The sequence below is a fragment of the Lachnospiraceae bacterium genome (genome assembly GCA_022794035.1).
Classification (GTDB): Bacteria; Bacillota; Clostridia; order Lachnospirales; family Bianqueaceae; genus CALWPV01.
Map to the genome: position 1 here is coordinate 1 of JAAWDX010000001.1, position 17,722 is coordinate 17,722.

Here is a 17,722-nt window from a genome sequence, read left to right on the forward strand (position 1 = left end):
CATCATCACTGCCAGGTACTGTCTTACTCTCTTTTTCATCCTTTTCACGCTTCCCTTTCTTTCTTAGGCCCTTCCCCTGTGCCCTTTTATATGTATTGTTAAGATATTTTCCTTTATACTTCTTTAAGACCCCCTCCCCTCCCTTTTCGGCTCACCTTTTTTCCCTTTTTTTTATTTTTTTGCTTTTTTTCTTTTTCAATGCTATGATAAAACAAAAACTAAGGAGATTCTTGCCATGCCGCAGCCTTCCTATTATGAATTTGACCGCCTTGTCGACCGCCGCCATATGGGCAGCCTCAAGGAGGCCCTCGCTCCTCCGGGATGGGATCAAGGCCCCCTCCCCTCCTTCGATGGCGCTGAGATGGATTTTCCCACCGCTCCCAGTATTCTCCGGCAGATGCGTGCTCTCGTGGACAACGGCCTTTTCGGCTATACCCTAGCCGATGCTTCCTATCGCGAGCATGTTTGCTGGTGGATGAAGGAGGTCCGTCAATGGGAGATCCGTCCCGAATGGATCGTTCCCTCTCCGGGCACCATTCACTCCGTCGCCACCGCCATCCGCCTGCTCACTCAGGAGGGTGACGCCGTTCTCGTGCAAAGCCCCGAATATCCCCGATATGCACAAGCCATTTCGCGGCTCGGCCGCAAAGTGCTCACGTGCCCGCTCTTATGGCGCGATGGCCGGTACGAAATGGACTGGCAGCAGCTTGCGCTGCAGATGCCCCGGACCAAGCTTATGGTGCTGTGCAATCCGCATAACCCGACCGGGCGCGTTTGGTCGGCTGAGGAATGCGCCCGCCTGATGCAGCTTGCCGATGCCTGCGGAGCTAAGATTATCAGCGATGAAATCTTTGCGGAGGTCGTATGGGACGGGCACCGCACAACGCCATGCGGTCATATGACGATCACTTCTTTGGGGAAAACCTTTAATTTCACGGGGGTAAACCATGCGAACGTGATCATTGCTGATGAGGATCTGCGCCGGCAGTGGATCCTCCAGCGCGATGCGGATCATTTTGGCAGCATTGATCCTTGGGTATATGCGGCGATTAAGGGCGCCTATTGTCCCGAGGGCAAGGCATGGGTAGAGGCTATGCTCGCTTATGTGAATGAAAACCGGCTGCAGCTGCTGGCGCAGGATTGGTCCGGGCTAACGGCTGTTCGTCCAGAGGGGACCTATGTGATATGGCTGCGGCTTGCTGGCTTTGATACGGAGGAGGCGGCGCTTCGTTTTCTGCGGGAGGATGCCGGCATCATCGCTACGCCGGGCAGCGAATATGGCGAGACCGGATGGTTCCGCATGAATATGGCCACGCCGCATCGTTTTTGGCAAAAGGCAGTGGCGCAGCTGGGGCAGGCGCTGCGCCGTAGAGGGATTAAATAGCAGCAGCAAAAAACCGATATAAGCGCATCAAAAAATGTATGCCGCTTATATCGGTTTTTCTATTTGCAATGCTTTATGGCCAATCAAGATGGCGCTTTCGTCTGCAGATCGATTAACGATAATCACACCTTTGGCATTGAATCATGGGCATTTCCTTATTTTCCTTATAAAATATACCTGCCCATTTGCAGATGCTTTGTAAAATAGGAACTACCGACAGCCCTTTCTCAGACAAGGAATATTCAACTCTGGGCGGAATCTCATCATAGGATTTTCGTAAAACAATACCATTTGCAATCAAATCCTTTAAAGTAGCTGCCAGAACGGCATCTGTGATATTGCCCATTTCTTTGCGAATTTCACTGTACCGAAGCGTCCCTAGAGTTGCCAGCACACAAATGATACGTGAATTCCATTTGCCGCCAAATAACTCCATACCATACTCCAAGGGACAGCGGATATCTTTTTCCAGTTTCCTTTTATATGCCATATTTTGTGCTTCCTTCCTCTTACCTGCCAACAACAAAGCGGATGCAAGTCATTCCCTGCATCCGCTTTGAAATTCTCATTACAGGACTTTTTTATTATCTGTGCCGGGAGTCGTGACGATTACCTTCTCTGGTGTAATCATCAAAGCGCCTTTAGCAGTAGCGGCCCCATTAAACATTTTTTCTACCATGGTTTTGAAGGCGCTTACGACTTCCCCTTCGGTAACATAGCTGGCGATGCCTTGGATTTGATAGCCTTCCAGACTCTTTGCATCATATACGGAGATCGCAATCCTGCCTCCATTTTCCTGAATGTTTCTAAGCGTAGTTTCCAAAAATACATCTCCAACGACCAAATTCCCATCTTCCGTCACATCCTTAAATGCCACCGGTACTACATTGGGCTTACCACCCGCACAGGTCGCTAAATCCCACATATTGTCCTTCAGCAATTTTTTTACAGAATCATTCAACATTGTTATATCCTCCTATTATCAGGCTCATAACTGTGAGCCCCTGTGATACGCTTATTATAGCAAGGGTATTGATAAGCAGGAAGATATTAGCTATTTTATTAGCTACTATTAAATTTCATAGTGAATGCTTACATAATCGGAAACTCCAGCTTTTTAAGCTTTTCGAGCAGCTCGTCCACTTCTGAAGGCTGCTCATGGCTGGCTTCAATCTTCTGCCGGATTCCAAGCATGCGCATATCCGTAGAGGAGATAATGTCGGCACAGGCTTTGAGCTCCTTGCCGATCTCTTCTGCATTGGCGATTTCGTGCTTATATTTGAGCTGATGCTCCAGACTGGCCCAAAAATCCATGGCGATCGTACGGATCTGTACCTCAACTTCTACTTTTTTGGTCTGATTGGCAAAAAAGACAGGGACCGAAACGATCAGATGAAGGCTCCGATAGCCGTTTGGCTTAGGATTTGCAATATAATCCTTTTGCCGGATCAGTTCGATATCGTCCTGCTGAATCAACGATTTAGCCAGCAGGTAGATATCATCGACATAAGAGCAGATCACGCGCACGCCGGCTATGTCATGAATGTTATTCTCTATGTTTTCAACAGAAAGCGGCAGATGCAGGCGCTCCAGCTTGCCTGCTATGCTGGAGGAGCGCTTTAGCCGCGTATTGATGAAGTTGATTGGGTTGCGCTGATAGCGAATATTAAATTCGGTATTCAGCACCTCAAACTTGGTGCGAATCTCTTTGATGGCACAGGAATACGTCATGAGCATTTCCTTGTATTCAACCATTGTATTCATCAAGGTCTTGGATTGCTCGAACAGGGCATCGATGCCAAGGTCTTCCTGCGAAAGCAGCTCTGTGGAGAGGGCATGAATCGGAGCCGCCAGACTGGAAAGCTCTTCATCCTCTAGCGCTGCATGGTGCTGTATATTATGATCTTGCATTTGATTTCCTCCTTAAAATGTTCTGTGTCTTTATCATATCATATCGCCGGCGTATGTTCCAGCCAATATTTAGCGTTAAGCGCTTGACACCGTATTTTCGCCCGCGTATAATCGCTGTATCTAGCGCAAAAGCGCATAATAAAAGGAGAAAACTTATGAATATTCCTCGCTCCGAACACCCCAAGCCGCAGCTTCGCCGCGACAGCTGGCAAAGCCTGAATGGGCTCTGGCAATTTGAGATTGACAATGGCCGCAGCGGCCTTGCACGCGGCCTCGCTGGCAGTGATACTCCGCTTTCTCAGCAAATTCTCGTGCCCTTCTGCCCTGAAAGCAAGCTTTCCGGCATCGGGTACACGGACTTTATGTACGGCGTTTGGTACCAACGCAGCATTCAGATCTGTGCTGAGCAGCTGCAGGGCTGCATCCGCCTTCACTTTGGCGCCGTTGATTATCGCTGCACGGTCTATGTCAACGGCCAAGAGGCCGGCAAGCATACCGGCGGCTATACGTCCTTCTATTTTGATATCACGGACCTTTTAAAGGAAGGCGAAAACACGCTTGCCGTTTTTGCCGAGGACGATACTCGCGATCCTATGATCCCGCGCGGCAAGCAGAGCGAAGAATATTTTTCCCATGACTGCGACTACACGCGTACCACCGGCATTTGGCAAACTGTATGGCTTGAATTCTTGCCGGTCACGCATCTGGACAGCTTCCGCCTCTATCCCGATGCAGCCACGGGCAAGGTGACCATCATCGCCCAGCTTTGCGGCGCTGCCGCTCTGACAGTAAGGGCCCTATATGAGGGACGCACCGTTGGCGAAATCACGGCGGCCTGCAGCGGCGGCTCTCAGACGCTCTGCCTGCCGCTCAGCGAACGGCACCTATGGGAGGTCGGCTGCGGCCGGCTGTATGACCTGGAGCTGACCTACGGCGATGATCTGGTGCACAGTTACTTCGGCCTGCGCTCGGTGGAGCTGGATGAGCGCGTATGCCGCATCAATGGCAGGCCGGTATTTCAGCGGCTGATTCTGGATCAGGGGTTTTATCCGGACGGCATCTACACGGCGCCTTCGGATGCAGAGCTGATCGCCGATATCGAGCGCTCAATGGCGATGGGCTTTAACGGCGCGCGCCTGCACGAGAAGGTGTTTGAGGAGCGTTTTCTGTATCACGCGGACCGCCTGGGCTATATGGTGTGGGGCGAGTATCCCAACTGGGGCCTGCAGCACACGAGGCCGGAAGCGATCTATTCGTTCCTGCCGGACTGGCTGGAGGAGCTTGAGCGCGATTTCAACCATCCGTCCATCGTTGGGTGGTGTCCTTTCAATGAAACTTGGGATCTGAATGCGCATCCGCAATATGATCCGCTCCTGCGGCTCGTGTACCGCACGACCAAAACAGCCGATCCTACGCGCCCCTGCATCGACACCAGCGGCAACTATCATGTGGAGACGGATATTTTTGACCTGCATGATTACCGGCAGGAGCCGGAAGTGTTTGCCGGCTCCTATCCTAAGGATGGACCCATCACAATTCGATTTGCGGAGCGCCAGACCTACGGCGGCGAGCCGATCATGATCAGCGAATATGGCGGTATTGGCTATAGCCCTGCTGAAAAGGATGAGCTTACCAACCGGGATGATCTCGTAAATGAGAACGGCCCTGTGAATGAGGCCTGGAGCTATGGCAATGCAGCGGCGAGCGAAAAAGAGTTTATCGCCCGCTTTAAGGGGCTCACGGATGCGCTGCTGGATCATCCGCACATCATGGGGCTGTGCTATACGCAGCTGACCGATGTGGAGCAGGAACAGAACGGACTGTATACCTATGACCGGCGTCCGAAGGTGGATCCGGCGATCATCCATGAGATCATGACGCGAAAGGCTGCCATTGAAGAGGAAGTATGATGCAAAGTATAAGAATTTATGAAATGCCGGCTTGTAAGATGGTTTCATCCGGGGTAGGCATGTTTGAAGAAGAAAGGTTCAATTTGTTTGATCAATGGATATCTTCGCAAAAGCAGAGTCTATTCCCAAAGGATTTCCTATACTGGGCTGGCGAAGGCTTTGTTTGGTTGTATATGTATGAAGATGGAATGAAGGTTCCAGCCGCATTTGAGATAATAGATTTTCAAGGGGGCCTTTATGCTGTAGCGACCGATATAGACCAAAAAACGGATAGGGAGCTTATGGATACGGAGATCGATACATTCCTAAGCGCAAACGGACTTGAGCGCGATTCAGCACGTCTGGAATTAGGAAATATAATTACATCGGCGCTTACGAAAAAAATACTGGGATATGAACAGATGGACTATTATATCCCAGTAAAGGCCAAAAGCATTTCTTAAAAACGACTGAAGAACCTAGCTATTTCGTCTATTTCCGCCATTAGCGGCTGCTTTATTGGACGCTGAGATCGGCTCACTTCGCCCTCTGGATCACAACGGCCTGACTTTTCTGCGCCTGATAGGCGCGCTCTACACTTTCCTTTTTATAATAGGCCTGTTCGCCTCCCGTGGGATCGTTAAAAATATATCCCTCCTCATCATAGCCAATGAGCAGCAGGCAGTGCATGGGGTTGATCCATTCGATCTTTTTGCCGGTCTCCGTGTACCAATCGCGCAGATGGTAGGGCTCTTTCATATCGATCGTGCCCCAGAACACGACCGGCACATCCTGATCGATAAACCGTCTGCACAGCTCTTCGATGCTAAGTCCGTAGTAGGCGCTGGCCTGATAGCCTTCTAGCTTTTCGACTGCCTTCAGAATAACCGGAGCAAAACAGCCCCAGCCTTCGTTGGTATAGGGGCTTCCCGGAAATGCCTCCCAAGGATCGCATCCATGATATAAGCCGTCCTCGCCCAGCACCGGGGCCGCGCCGCGCGGCAAAAGCTCGTCCATAAACTGCTCTGGCGTGATTGCCAGCCCCAGGTATTGCAGCGCCATGACGGCTGATACGCTCTCGCAGCCTGTCGGATATTTGATTAGCTGACTGATAAACGGAACATTTTGAATTGTATGTTTCATTGGTTTCTCCTTTTTTTAATATTCTTAAGGCGGCTTAGCCCAGATTGCTTTGCCGCCTTTTATTATACCACAAGTTCAGCTCATTCTTCGCTGAACTTGGCAAGAAATCCCTGCGGGATTCTTGCGGTCGCCCTGTACCTGTATTATACCATGACGACACCGGAGTTTGACGCTTTGCGTCAAACTCATAAGGCGGCTCGGGTACTAAAATATCCTAAACTGCCTTGCCGCCTTTGCGCAGCACAATTACTTGATTAGCCAAAATATATCTGGCTGCGCTTATTTTATCATATATTGATTTCTTATTCTACTTTTTCCCATCCTTCTCTTATCATCTGCTGCAAAATCATAATATGGTACTCTTCATCATGAATGATTCGGTTCAGCACTGCATTGATGCAGTCATCCTGAATCATGCTGATGTGCAGTCTATATTGATGAATGGCGGCCTTTTCTGCCTCTATATCCGCCTGCAGCATCTGCGGAATCCACCTCGGCAGTGTCAGGCAAGCCGGCGACCAAAGGCCACTTGGCTGGTTTGTCTCGAAGCTGACCACTCCGCCAAGCAGATGGATCATTTCTCCAAGCTTCTGCAGGTGTACCATCTCTGCCATTGCAAGCCCCAGAATGGTTCGCGCCAGAGGGCAGTGCTCGCCGGACATACGGTTTTCATTATTGATATACTGCAAAATTGCTGACAGCTCTGATACTGACCCGCAATAATCGTCCATCAACAGATCCGCATATCTTTGATTTTTGCTCCTCACCTGAATCGGCGGATACGGCAGATCCATCATAATCGGCCTGATTCCTGCCATATTGCAATCATTGATAAACGGATTTTTATTTTTTTCCATGCGCAAAGATCCTCTCTGATCATATGATATATCCAATACTATGTTTGTCGTCGCTGCGATAGCACTGCTTTCTCTTTATGGTAGTTGCACCGTTGCACTGGTTAAGATTTAGAGAATATAACGTGCACATGCCCGTTACCGGCTGATTGAAATCGGCGCTTTAACGTGCCAAACGCTTCATTTGACACGTTACGAAGCAAAATCTCCTTGCGGGTTAACGGAGAAAATTGAATTTTTCTCCGTTAAATCACAGAATAAGCTTTCTCAACAACGTATCAAATGCACCATATGATCCGTTAAAAATCTAAATTTCAAGACACGCTAACGCCTATAAAAAACTTCTTGACAGAAATGCCTCTAAGTGCTATGATAATTGGCGTTATAAGTTCTATGCAGTTGTGGCGGAACTGGCATACGCGCTAGACTAAGGATCTAGTGTCCATTTAACGACTTGAGGGTTCGAGTCCCTCCAACTGCACTAAAAAGTAGAAATCCGAACCTTTTCCTCATTGGGAATGGGTTCGGATTTATTGTTTTTATCAGCAAAATATGCCGACGTACAATGGCGAAAAGAAATAGCTGTAATTAACAACAAATCATTGAGTTGATGCTTTTGACTACCATGCATATACATACGGAAATCCAATATGAAGAATAGTATAGAATAATTTAAACAAACTTCTTGACTTTGACGCAACGTCAAGTGATACACTGTTTGTAGGAAAGAGAGGGGTAAGTATGAGTTTAATCAAAATAACCGATCTCTGTGCACAGCTCGGACTATCGTCAAGAACACTGCGTTATTACGAGGAAGCTGGACTTATCACAAGCGTTCGTCCACAGTATGAAAAATATCGCTATTATGATGAGCAAAATGTTCAGCGATTACGTCAAATTATGGTACTTCGCAAAATGCAGATATCGATCAAGGATATCATACGAATTTATGATAGCCGTGAAATGTCGGACATTACACAGGTTTTTGTGGACAAGCTTAGTGAAATTGACCGCAAGGTCACAGCGTTGTCTGAACTAAAACGCATCATTAACGACTTTTTATATAAGATGATTGAAAAAGGCATTAAGCAAATCACCGCTCTGCATCTTTTGTACGAGGAAATGGACAAGCAGCTCACCGTGCGTGAAAGCATCGGCATGGAACAGCTTTCCGAGGTATCGGAAGAACTTGTACGACCGCTTGATGTTTCTATTGTAAAACTACCGAAAATGCGTGTGTTGTCCTCATACCTTAAAGCTGGTTTGCGAAACTCTAACACCGATGCTTTTTCACGTTATATTCAGATGAAGGGTATAAGAACGGATTATCACGAAAGTTTTGAGTATCAGGAAAACGAACATGATGTTATGATCTCAAAAATTGCCGACGATTTTGTAAACGACAGTGACTTTACAGATTTTATTTTTGACGGAGGTCTGTTTGCCGCGGTAAATTTATATCTCGACAATGATATGAATCAATCGTTTCGTTCTCTGATAAAAAGCTTTGACGAAAATAAGTTTTATCAAATAGATTACACACCGGATGGCAATCTGAGGCACGCCGCCATAACGGAAAATCTTATCTCTCCCGACGAACGCAGACAGCTTGTCGCTTTATATGTTCCGGTAAAAAAACGGATTCCAGATGTGACGCTTTATCCAAGGCCTATCGAGATCACGGATATTACAATAGACGAGATTAATAATCAAAATCCGCTATTGTGGGAAAAGGAAGTTGCATTTGATAAAATTACGCCGATCAACGACCCCCATTACCGAGTACTTGACAGCGGTGAAGCTGAATATACCGGTTGGATTTCCACACGGACACTTAACACAAATGTATCCGTAAAGCTGCCGTTCCGGGTGGATATAGATTTTCGCGTACCAATGAATGACGAGCAGTTTGGCTACGGTGACAGCGAAGGCAGCATTATTTTTTATCACGGCTCCGACAGCTATAACAGCGGCGTAAACCTCGGAATTATGGATTTTGGTATCAATATGAATAACCGTTCGATCTGCCATGAAGAAGCAATCAGCTTTCACCAGCCGATTTTTCACGATCTTTATAATTTCCCGAACAGGGGCTGGATCAAGCCGAACGAATATAATCATGTCACATGGATCATCGGCCAAAAACATTTGTCGGTCATAATAAACGGAGAAATACGGTATTGCGGAACTGATTTTCCGTATATGTTCCTTGATCTGAATCGTGAAGAAGCATATCCTATTGTTATTGGATCAAACGGTCAAGGAATGAAATATTTCAAAAAAATCAGGGTTTCACAGCTTGCGTATTCTCAAACAAATAAAATAAAGAACGGAGAATTGACCATGAATACAAAGCAAAGCAATAACTTAATTCCCATTATTCACCGTCTTATCACAGATGAGTATGGTGAAAATTACTGGTTCAACGGAAGTGCCAGATATGTAATGGAATGTCTGGGAGAAAAGGAGTTTGATTATCTGCTTTTTGCAGGACTTACTGGAGACGTATTTGCTCAGCATTACAAACAACCATTTGCCGGCGATGGCGTGAACACACATTATCAGCTCAACGGTGACGGTAAATTCTTTGAGAATGTTTTTGAAAAGTGCGGTTATGCAGCCACGTATGTTTTCAGCCGTGACCTTCACAAAAATAAAGAGATGTATCTGAAAACACTCATGGCCTATATTGACAAAGGGATTCCCGTTATATCCATGGGATGTCCGCCGGATCAACCGTACGGTGTGTTTGTCGGTTATGAGGAATACGGAAAAACACTTATATACATTTCAGGAAATAACAGCGAGCCTCAGCGCATTTCATGTGATAAAGCGATAGGATATGATACGGATATAAGTGGCTGGATATTTGTAGGTGAGAAAAAAGAACAAAAGGATATTGCAGAAATTTACCGTGAAGCAATTTATGCGCTTCCGCAGCGTCTGACAACTGACAACGATAAATATTGTTTTGGTGCGTCGGCTTTCCGTAGATGGGCAGATGACATTGAAAGCGGATATTTTGAGCAAATAAAGCCTGAGGAATTTGATCCGTGGTCAATGTACACCAATTTCGTTTGTGTGCTTGCTACAAACGGCAGCTGTTGCCATGACTTTTTAAAGCGCACAAATGAATTAAACCCAGATATGACATATCTTGATGATATTAGTCTCTTATATAAACGCACTGCTGACATTTGGAACAACGATGGCGGAAATGATCTTGAAGCTCTCGGAGGAGGTTTCAACATAACACTTGAAGCGCTGCAAACACCTGAGAAACGAGAAAAGATCGCTGCAAGAATTCGTGAATGTGGAGATATTATTGATGAGGTTGTAAAAATACTGAATGAAAATGCAAAGGAGAATAAAAAATGAAATAAGTTCTATAATCCCACATACCTGTGCCCTTATGCATCACGATGATGGTGAAGTTGACATTATTATGGAAGGAGCGCTATACCTCATGAGTCAATTTCTGATAAAAGAAATAGAAACAGAGCAGGAATTAAGGGATGTTCTCCGGCTCTGCTACCGCATCTTAGGAGAAAGCATTCCGGAAATATATGGATATGCAGCTTGGCGTGAGCGTTTTCTAAATGGTATGCAGCCATTGGTATATGCCATAAAAGATAATAAAATTGTTTCCGCCGTTTTAGGGCGCGCTGAAAATCCAGAAAATATTACTATTGGCTTTGTCGCTTGTCACGAGAACTATCGAAGACAAGGCATTACCAAAGCACTCATGCATCATTTTGAAGACTGCGCCAAAAAGCAAGGCTACCAATATGTCACACTTGGCTCCCATGCAGATGTATTTTATGAAAAATGCGGATACCATAAAATATTTGAAATAAACGGTCAAAACATTTATCAAAAAGAATTATAAAAAGGCGGCGTAAAGTTTGCTGATTAAGGGAGTGGTGGATATGCGTAAATATTACCTTGACAACTTAAAAAGCTTCATCATTTTACTGCTCCTTCCCTATCACGCCGCCATGTCTTGGAACACATGGGGTGAACCAAACTATATATTTTTTGAGGGCAATAAACTGCTCAGCAGCATCGTTGTATTGATCAATCCATATTTTATGCCGCTTTTATTTCTTATTGCAGGCATAACTACAAATCTTGCTTTACAGAAAAGAACAACGACGCAATACATTCTGGAAAGGTGCAAAAGATTGCTGCTCCCTTTTATACTGGGAACCGTATTTCTCATGCCTGCAATGACCTATCTTGCTGCTATTTTTAATTATGGCTACAAAGCAGAGGGATTGATCCAGCATTATCTTATTTTCTTCACCAAATTTACCGATTTAACGGGCGCTGACGGCGGTTTCTCTGTAGGCCAATTCTGGTTTTTGATTTATCTTTTTATCATTTCCTTGCTGTCAATCTCCATAATTCAAGTACAAAAAAAGATCATGCCTCGCTTAAAAAGCCATATACCGCTTCCTGGCATCTGTTTTTTAGGTCTGCCCTTGCCCTTTTTACACGAACTGCTCTCCATCTCTGGAAAAAGCCTAGCTGCTTATACCTATCTCTTCCTAATAGGATATTATATCTTCTCAGATGAGCATACAGTCGATAAAATAAAAAAATATAAATGGACTTTCCTATTTATCGGGATGTCTGCTGCTATTTTAAATACCTATCTATTTATTTGGTCTGACACCCCGTATCCGTTTCTAAATGGGCTTGCTAAATGGATTGCCGAATGGTTTATGCTCCTTGCCCTGCTTGGAATCGGAAAGGAATATCTAAGCTCTAACGGAAGGATAGCCAGATACTTATCACGCCGGTCATTCACTTTCTATACCTGGCACTTTATCTGGCTCGTATTATTTCAATATCTCATGTCTGGAATTTTCAGGAATCATATACTGCTGCTGTATCTTCTGCCTCTTATTCTATCCTACCTTGCAACATTCCTATGCTGTGAAATATCCATTAAGATACACCTTCCATAAACGGCCCTGCTAAAATTTCCCCTCATCACCTCTGGCACCTCGGGCAATACACGCTGCTTCTGCCGCCGACCACCTTTTTACAAAGCGGTTCTCCGCAAACCGGACAAGGCTTTCCTTTCTGTCCATATACCTGCAAAAACGGCGTGTTGCGGTAATCCCGCCCCCTTGTCTTTAGATACTCCTCCGCCGTTATTGCATTTTTCTCCGTATAAAAGCGTAAAACACTTGGAATATACTCTGCTAAACGCTGCCATTCTTCTTCCGTCAAACTGCAGGCTGTCCGAGCTGGGTCAAGCTTTGCTCTAAATAAGATCTCATCCGAATAAATATTTCCTATTCCAGCAACCATGCTTTGATCAAGCAAGCATTCCTTAATCGCCCTTTTCCTCTTTCCCAGACTCTTCTGCAGATACTCCGCCGTAAGATTCTCGTCAAACGGCTCTAGCCCCAACTTGGCAATCCCGCTATATGGATCCTCTTCTTCCGCCCGAATCAGCCAAAACCGGCCAAAACGCCGCATATCTGAAAAACGCAGTTCCCGTCCATCGCTCAGCCGAAAAACAACATGGGTATGCTTTTCCAGCGGCAAATCTGCCGGCGCCACTAATAGGCCTCCCGTCATACGCAGATGCAAAGTCAAACAACCGCCATCCTCCAGCAGGATGCGGATAAATTTTCCCCTACGCGCCATGCCTGCAATTTTCTTTCCTATAAGCATGGTGCTAAACTCCTTCGCCGAAGGATACGCAATGACATCCGGATGATGTATCATCACCTGCGTAACCAACAGCCCCCGAATCTGTGGCCCGATCACTCGGATTACCGTTTCCACCTCTGGTAGTTCAGGCATTTCCTTCTTCTCCTATCGCTCTAAAATCCAGCGAATTCCCGCTGCTGCTCTTGCTGCTGTATCTTTATAGTGATTTCCCGGATTCAGCTGAAAAATCGTGCTGATTCCTTGTGCCCTGTAAAATGTTTCTAGCTCCTGCGTGCTTTCCTGTACGGTTTTCAGCACCGGATGCCGTGTTTTACACTCTTTGCCGCCAAGAGAAAAATATAAACCCTCCGGCCGCGTTCTCATCTCATGCGATACGGCATACTCTTTAAAGCCGGAAAACCAAAACGACCCCGACATGCTGGCCGCTCTCGAAAACAGGTCTGTTTGATAGAGAGAATAAACAGCAAACAGACCCGCCAGCGAATAACCGACAATCCCCCGCCATAAAACCCGTCCTTTTACCTCTTTTTCAGCCTGCGGGAGAATCTTCTCTGTCAGCACCTTCAGATACTCCCCTGCGCCGCCTGAAAAATCTGTATCCCCTGCAAAAACAGCCGGCGCGCTCCATGGCGACATGTCATGATTCCAATCCAGCTCGCTTATGGTCACTAAAGTAAAATCCGGACATGCCTGCTCCTGCAGTATATGATGCACCTTTTCTCCTTCCTCATCGAAAGTATTAAAATAGATAACCGGCCGATCAGGCAAGGTGCTTGGGTACAGCATAATTTTCCTATTTTCTATGATAAATTCCTGCATCATCTATTCCTTTTCTGCATCCAAGGGCCTCTCATTGCCCGCATAAATCATATGGACTAAAAATATGCTTGTTCCCTCTTCATATTTCTTCTGTCCGTCCTGATAAAATCCGTATCTTTCGTAAAAACGCAGTGCCTTTGTATTTTTTTCCAGTGCCCATAGATGCTGTGCTTCTTTCTCCCTAATTGCAAATTGGAGCAGCTGTCTGCCAATTCCCTGGTTTTGAAAAAAGGAATCAACATAAAGCTTTCTTACTTCCTGATGCATCACATAAATAAATCCCTTTATGACCATATCTTCATACACATAGGTATGCTGCATAAAATCCATATTGTTTCTAAATTTCTCTGCCACAGAAAGCACGTTAAATTCTCGAAAAGAATATTCAATATCCTGAAAGATCGGGAAATAGTTGATTCGATTGTTGTAAACTATGATTTCAGCAATCCTTCCAATGTCACTATTTTTTACTTTTCTTATCATTGCCCTATTCCTTTTTACAGCGGTATAAATACATTATAGTCAAGCCGTTTTCTTTTGTCAAAACATCTGTTTTTGCCATTTTACTTCGCAATGCTTTATTCCGCAAGTTACTCTTTTTTTTGCGTTTTCTCTTGTTTTTTGCCGCCTCTTATGGTATCATATCGCAGGTAATTCGGTGGGAGCAAGGACGCTCCCATAGGAAAACCGTAATTCTAAGCCTCGGCCGCTGCCGAACTGCCGCTTGGAGTTACGGCTTTTTAATAAGCTTTTATACAGGGAGGAAGCTATGAAAAGAGAAGACATTCATAAAGTACTCATTATCGGTTCCGGCCCCATCATCATCGGTCAGGCCTGTGAATTTGACTATTCCGGCACGCAGGCGTGCAAAGCGCTGCGCAGCCTGGGATACGAAATCGTACTCGTCAATTCCAATCCCGCCACCATCATGACCGATCCGGACACGGCGGATATCACCTACATCGAGCCTTTAAATCTGGAGCGTTTAACACAAATCATCGAGAAGGAGCGCCCCGACGCGCTGCTCCCCAATCTGGGCGGACAATCCGGCTTAAATCTGTGCTCCGAGCTCAGCAAGGCCGGCGTGCTCGACCAATACGGCGTTAAGGTCATCGGTGTGCAGGTCGATGCCATCGAGCGCGGCGAGGACCGCATCGAATTTAAAAAGACGATGAACAGCCTCGGCATCGAGATGGCCCGCAGCGAGGTGGCCTACACCGTTGACGAAGCCTTGTCGATCGCAGATCAGCTCGGATATCCCGTAGTACTGCGTCCGGCTTACACCATGGGTGGCGCCGGCGGCGGCCTTGTATATAATAAAGAAGAACTGCAGACAGTGTGCGCACGCGGCCTGCAGGCCAGTCTGGTCGGTCAGGTGCTGGTAGAGGAGTCCATCCTCGGCTGGGAAGAGCTGGAGCTTGAGGTGGTGCGTGATGCCAAAAACAACATGATCACCGTCTGCTTCATCGAAAACATCGACCCGCTCGGCGTACATACCGGCGATTCCTTCTGCAGCGCGCCCATGCTCACGATCTCGCAGGATGTGCAGAAGCGCTTGCAGGAGCAGGCGTATAAAATCGTTGAGGCCATCGAGGTAATCGGCGGCACCAACGTGCAGTTTGCGCACGATCCCGTAAGCGACCGCATCATTGTCATCGAAATCAATCCGCGTACCTCCCGTTCCTCCGCGCTGGCCTCCAAGGCCACCGGCTTTCCGATCGCCCTCGTATCAGCCAAGCTGGCCTGCGGCCTGACGCTGGACGAGATCCCCTGTGGCAAATACGGAACGCTGGACAAATATGTGCCGGACGGCGATTATATTGTACTCAAATTTGCACGCTGGGCCTTCGAAAAATTCAAAGGCTCTCAGGACAAGCTCGGCACCCAGATGCGCGCCGTGGGCGAAGTCATGAGCATTGGCAAAACCTATAAAGAAGCCTTCCAGAAGGCCATCCGCAGCCTCGAAACCGGGCGCTACGGCCTTGGCGGCGCCGTCACCAAGTTCGGCGACCTCGGCGCTATGAGCAAGGACGAGCTGCTCGCTCTGCTGCATGATGCAACCAGCGAGCGCCAATTCATCATGTACGAAGCGCTGCGCAAGGGCGCTACCGTAGATGAGCTGTATGCGCTCACCAAGATCAAGCACTACTTTATCGAGCAGATGAAGGAGCTCGTAGAAGAGGAGGAGCAGATCAAGGCTCATGCCGGCGCTCCGCTTCCCTCCGATATGCTGCGCCAGGCCAAGCTCGACGGCTTTTCCGACCGCTATCTTTCTCAGCTTCTTGGCATCAGCGAGGACAGCATCCGCGCACAGCGCGAAAATGACGGCGTGACCGAGGCCTGGGAAGGCGTCCATGTCAGCGGCACTGAGGATTCGGCCTACTACTATTCCACCTATCATATCGAAGATAAAAGCCCCGTGAATACCGACAGACCCAAGATCATGATTTTGGGCGGCGGTCCCAACCGCATTGGGCAGGGCATTGAATTCGACTATTGCTGCGTACACGCAGCGCTGGCCCTGAAAAAACTCGGCTTTGAGACAATCATCGTCAACTGCAATCCGGAGACCGTTTCTACCGATTATGATACCTCTGACAAATTGTATTTTGAGCCTCTGACGCTGGAGGATGTGCTGAGCATCTACCGCAAAGAAAATCCGATCGGCGTGATCGCGCAGTTCGGCGGCCAGACGCCTCTGAATCTGGCGGATTCGCTGAAGGCAAACGGCGTGACCATCCTTGGCACTACGCCTGAAACCATCGACATGGCTGAGGATCGCGACCTGTTCCGCGCTATGATGGATAAGCTGGGCATTCCGATGCCGGAGGCCGGTATGGCTGTTACGGTGGAGGATGCACTGCAGATCGCCAACCAGATCGGCTATCCCGTGATGGTGCGTCCCTCCTTTGTGCTGGGCGGCCGCGGTATGGAAGTGGTGTACGATGATGAGGCGCTGACCTTCTATATGAAGGAGGCTGTTGGCGTAACGCCTGACCGTCCGATCCTGATCGACCGCTTCCTGCATCATGCAACTGAATGCGAGGCCGACGCCATCAGCGATGGTGAGAACGTGTTTGTTCCGGCTGTGATGGAGCATATCGAGCTGGCCGGTATTCACTCCGGTGACTCCTCCTGCATCCTGCCTCCGCAGTCGCTGAGTCAGGAGCAGATTGAGACGATTAAAGAATATACGCGCAAGATTGCCCGCGAGCTGCATGTTGTGGGCCTGATGAATATGCAGTATGCCATCGAGGACGGCAAGGTATTTGTGATCGAAGCCAATCCGCGTGCTTCTCGCACGGTGCCGCTGGTTTCCAAGGTCTGCGGCATCAATATGGTGCAGCTGGCAACCGAGATTATGACCGCTCCGCTGCAGGGCCGCAAATCCCCCGTGCCGGAGCTGAAGGAAAAGAATATCCCCTACTATGGCGTAAAAGAGGCGGTATTCCCCTTCAATATGTTCCAGGAGGTTGATCCCGTGCTCGGACCGGAAATGCGTTCTACCGGTGAAGTGCTTGGCTTGTCATCCAACGTGGGCAAGGCTTTCTATAAGGCACAGGAGGCCACCCAGACGCGCCTGCCTCTGGCCGGCACAGTGCTGCTGAGCATCAGCCACCGCGACAAACCGGAGCTTCTTGAGGTGGCGCAGGGCTTCCATGCCCTTGGCTTTGCCATCATTGCGACCGGTTCCACCTATGACCGCATTGTAGAGGCCGGCATCCCGGCGCAGAAGGTGGCTAAGCTCCAGGAGGGCCGCCCCAATGTGCTCGATAAAATCACCAACGGCCGCATTGATCTGATTATCAATACGCCTCTGGGCAAAAAAGGAAGCGCAGATGACAGCTACATTCGCAAGGCCGCCATCAAGCACCGCATTCCTTATATGACTACCATGGCTGCTGCTAAGGCTACGATCCAGGGAATCAAGGCCATCAAGGAGTCCGTCGGCAACAACGTGCACTCTCTACAGCGCTATCATGAAAAAATTACAGATAAGGCCTAATCGGCAATAAAGTCAACCCTCCCCT

General features: G+C 47.7%; 15 protein-coding genes and 1 tRNA gene. 8 read left to right on the forward strand and 8 right to left on the reverse strand.

Features of this window, described 5'->3' with window-relative positions:
- Window positions 1-235 precede the first annotated feature (235 nt).
- The gene (locus HFE64_00005; GenBank protein MCI8631858.1) at window positions 236-1,384 is read left to right on the forward strand and encodes an aminotransferase class I/II-fold pyridoxal phosphate-dependent enzyme; all 1,149 of its coding nucleotides are present in this window, start codon (window positions 236-238) and stop codon (window positions 1,382-1,384) included.
- A gap of 112 nt (window positions 1,385-1,496) precedes the next feature.
- On the opposite strand, the gene HFE64_00010 is transcribed toward HFE64_00005, so the two are convergent.
- The 3 genes from HFE64_00010 to HFE64_00020 all read right to left on the reverse strand — a co-directional run bounded on the left by HFE64_00010 (window position 1,497) and on the right by HFE64_00020 (window position 3,295).
- The gene (locus HFE64_00010) at window positions 1,497-1,874 is read right to left on the reverse strand and encodes a helix-turn-helix transcriptional regulator (protein MCI8631859.1); all 378 of its coding nucleotides are present in this window, start codon (window positions 1,872-1,874) and stop codon (window positions 1,497-1,499) included.
- 78 nt (window positions 1,875-1,952) lie between these two features.
- Window positions 1,953-2,348 (reverse strand): pyridoxamine 5'-phosphate oxidase family protein, encoded by a 396-nt coding sequence (locus HFE64_00015; GenBank protein ID MCI8631860.1) that lies wholly within the window; start codon window positions 2,346-2,348, stop codon window positions 1,953-1,955.
- A 128-nt stretch (window positions 2,349-2,476) separates the two neighbouring features.
- Complete coding sequence (locus HFE64_00020) at window positions 2,477-3,295, reverse strand: GTP pyrophosphokinase family protein (GenBank protein MCI8631861.1); 819 nt, start codon at window positions 3,293-3,295, stop codon at window positions 2,477-2,479.
- 155 nt (window positions 3,296-3,450) lie between these two features.
- On the opposite strand from HFE64_00020, the gene HFE64_00025 reads away from it, so the two are divergent.
- Window positions 3,451-5,205 carry a beta-galactosidase gene (locus tag HFE64_00025; protein MCI8631862.1) on the forward strand — a complete coding sequence of 585 codons (1,755 nt, stop codon included), beginning with the start codon at window positions 3,451-3,453 and terminating at the stop codon, window positions 5,203-5,205.
- Window positions 5,205-5,648 (forward strand): AraC family transcriptional regulator, encoded by a 444-nt coding sequence (locus HFE64_00030; protein MCI8631863.1) that lies wholly within the window; start codon window positions 5,205-5,207, stop codon window positions 5,646-5,648. The genes HFE64_00025 and HFE64_00030 overlap by 1 nt, the downstream gene beginning before the upstream one ends.
- A gap of 73 nt (window positions 5,649-5,721) precedes the next feature.
- Here the strand turns inward: HFE64_00030 and HFE64_00035 are convergent, their stop codons facing one another.
- The gene (locus tag HFE64_00035) at window positions 5,722-6,327 is read right to left on the reverse strand and encodes a hypothetical protein (protein MCI8631864.1); all 606 of its coding nucleotides are present in this window, start codon (window positions 6,325-6,327) and stop codon (window positions 5,722-5,724) included.
- Window positions 6,328-6,629: 302 nt separating this feature from the next.
- The gene (locus HFE64_00040; protein ID MCI8631865.1) at window positions 6,630-7,184 is read right to left on the reverse strand and encodes a rubrerythrin family protein; all 555 of its coding nucleotides are present in this window, start codon (window positions 7,182-7,184) and stop codon (window positions 6,630-6,632) included.
- A 392-nt stretch (window positions 7,185-7,576) separates the two neighbouring features.
- On the opposite strand from HFE64_00040, the gene HFE64_00045 reads away from it, so the two are divergent.
- The 4 genes from HFE64_00045 (at window position 7,577) to HFE64_00060 (ending at window position 12,154) form a co-directional block, all read left to right on the forward strand.
- Window positions 7,577-7,662, forward strand: a tRNA-Leu gene (locus HFE64_00045).
- 260 nt (window positions 7,663-7,922) lie between these two features.
- Entirely contained in the window at window positions 7,923-10,559 is a 2,637-nt protein-coding gene (locus HFE64_00050; GenBank protein ID MCI8631866.1) for a MerR family transcriptional regulator, read from the forward strand.
- A 34-nt stretch (window positions 10,560-10,593) separates the two neighbouring features.
- Window positions 10,594-11,070, forward strand: coding sequence for a GNAT family N-acetyltransferase (locus tag HFE64_00055; GenBank protein ID MCI8631867.1), 477 nt, complete (start codon window positions 10,594-10,596; stop codon window positions 11,068-11,070).
- 16 nt (window positions 11,071-11,086) lie between these two features.
- The gene (locus tag HFE64_00060; GenBank protein ID MCI8631868.1) at window positions 11,087-12,154 is read left to right on the forward strand and encodes an acyltransferase; all 1,068 of its coding nucleotides are present in this window, start codon (window positions 11,087-11,089) and stop codon (window positions 12,152-12,154) included.
- Window positions 12,155-12,179: 25 nt separating this feature from the next.
- On the opposite strand, the gene mutM is transcribed toward HFE64_00060, so the two are convergent.
- Genes mutM through HFE64_00075 form a run of 3 tightly spaced genes read right to left on the reverse strand, consistent with a single transcriptional unit; the run spans window position 12,180 to window position 14,174 of the window.
- The gene (gene mutM / locus HFE64_00065) at window positions 12,180-13,004 is read right to left on the reverse strand and encodes a DNA-formamidopyrimidine glycosylase (protein ID MCI8631869.1); all 825 of its coding nucleotides are present in this window, start codon (window positions 13,002-13,004) and stop codon (window positions 12,180-12,182) included.
- A 12-nt stretch (window positions 13,005-13,016) separates the two neighbouring features.
- The gene (locus HFE64_00070; GenBank protein ID MCI8631870.1) at window positions 13,017-13,691 is read right to left on the reverse strand and encodes an alpha/beta hydrolase; all 675 of its coding nucleotides are present in this window, start codon (window positions 13,689-13,691) and stop codon (window positions 13,017-13,019) included.
- A 3-nt stretch (window positions 13,692-13,694) separates the two neighbouring features.
- Window positions 13,695-14,174: a GNAT family N-acetyltransferase gene (locus HFE64_00075; GenBank protein MCI8631871.1), complete on the reverse strand. Its 480-nt coding sequence runs from the start codon at window positions 14,172-14,174 to the stop codon at window positions 13,695-13,697.
- Between the two features lie 286 nt (window positions 14,175-14,460).
- Here HFE64_00075 and carB point away from each other — a divergent pair, with 286 nt between their 5' ends.
- Window positions 14,461-17,697, forward strand: a complete 3,237-nt coding sequence (gene carB, locus HFE64_00080; GenBank protein MCI8631872.1) for a carbamoyl-phosphate synthase large subunit — start codon at window positions 14,461-14,463, stop codon at window positions 17,695-17,697.
- Window positions 17,698-17,722 lie beyond the last annotated feature (25 nt).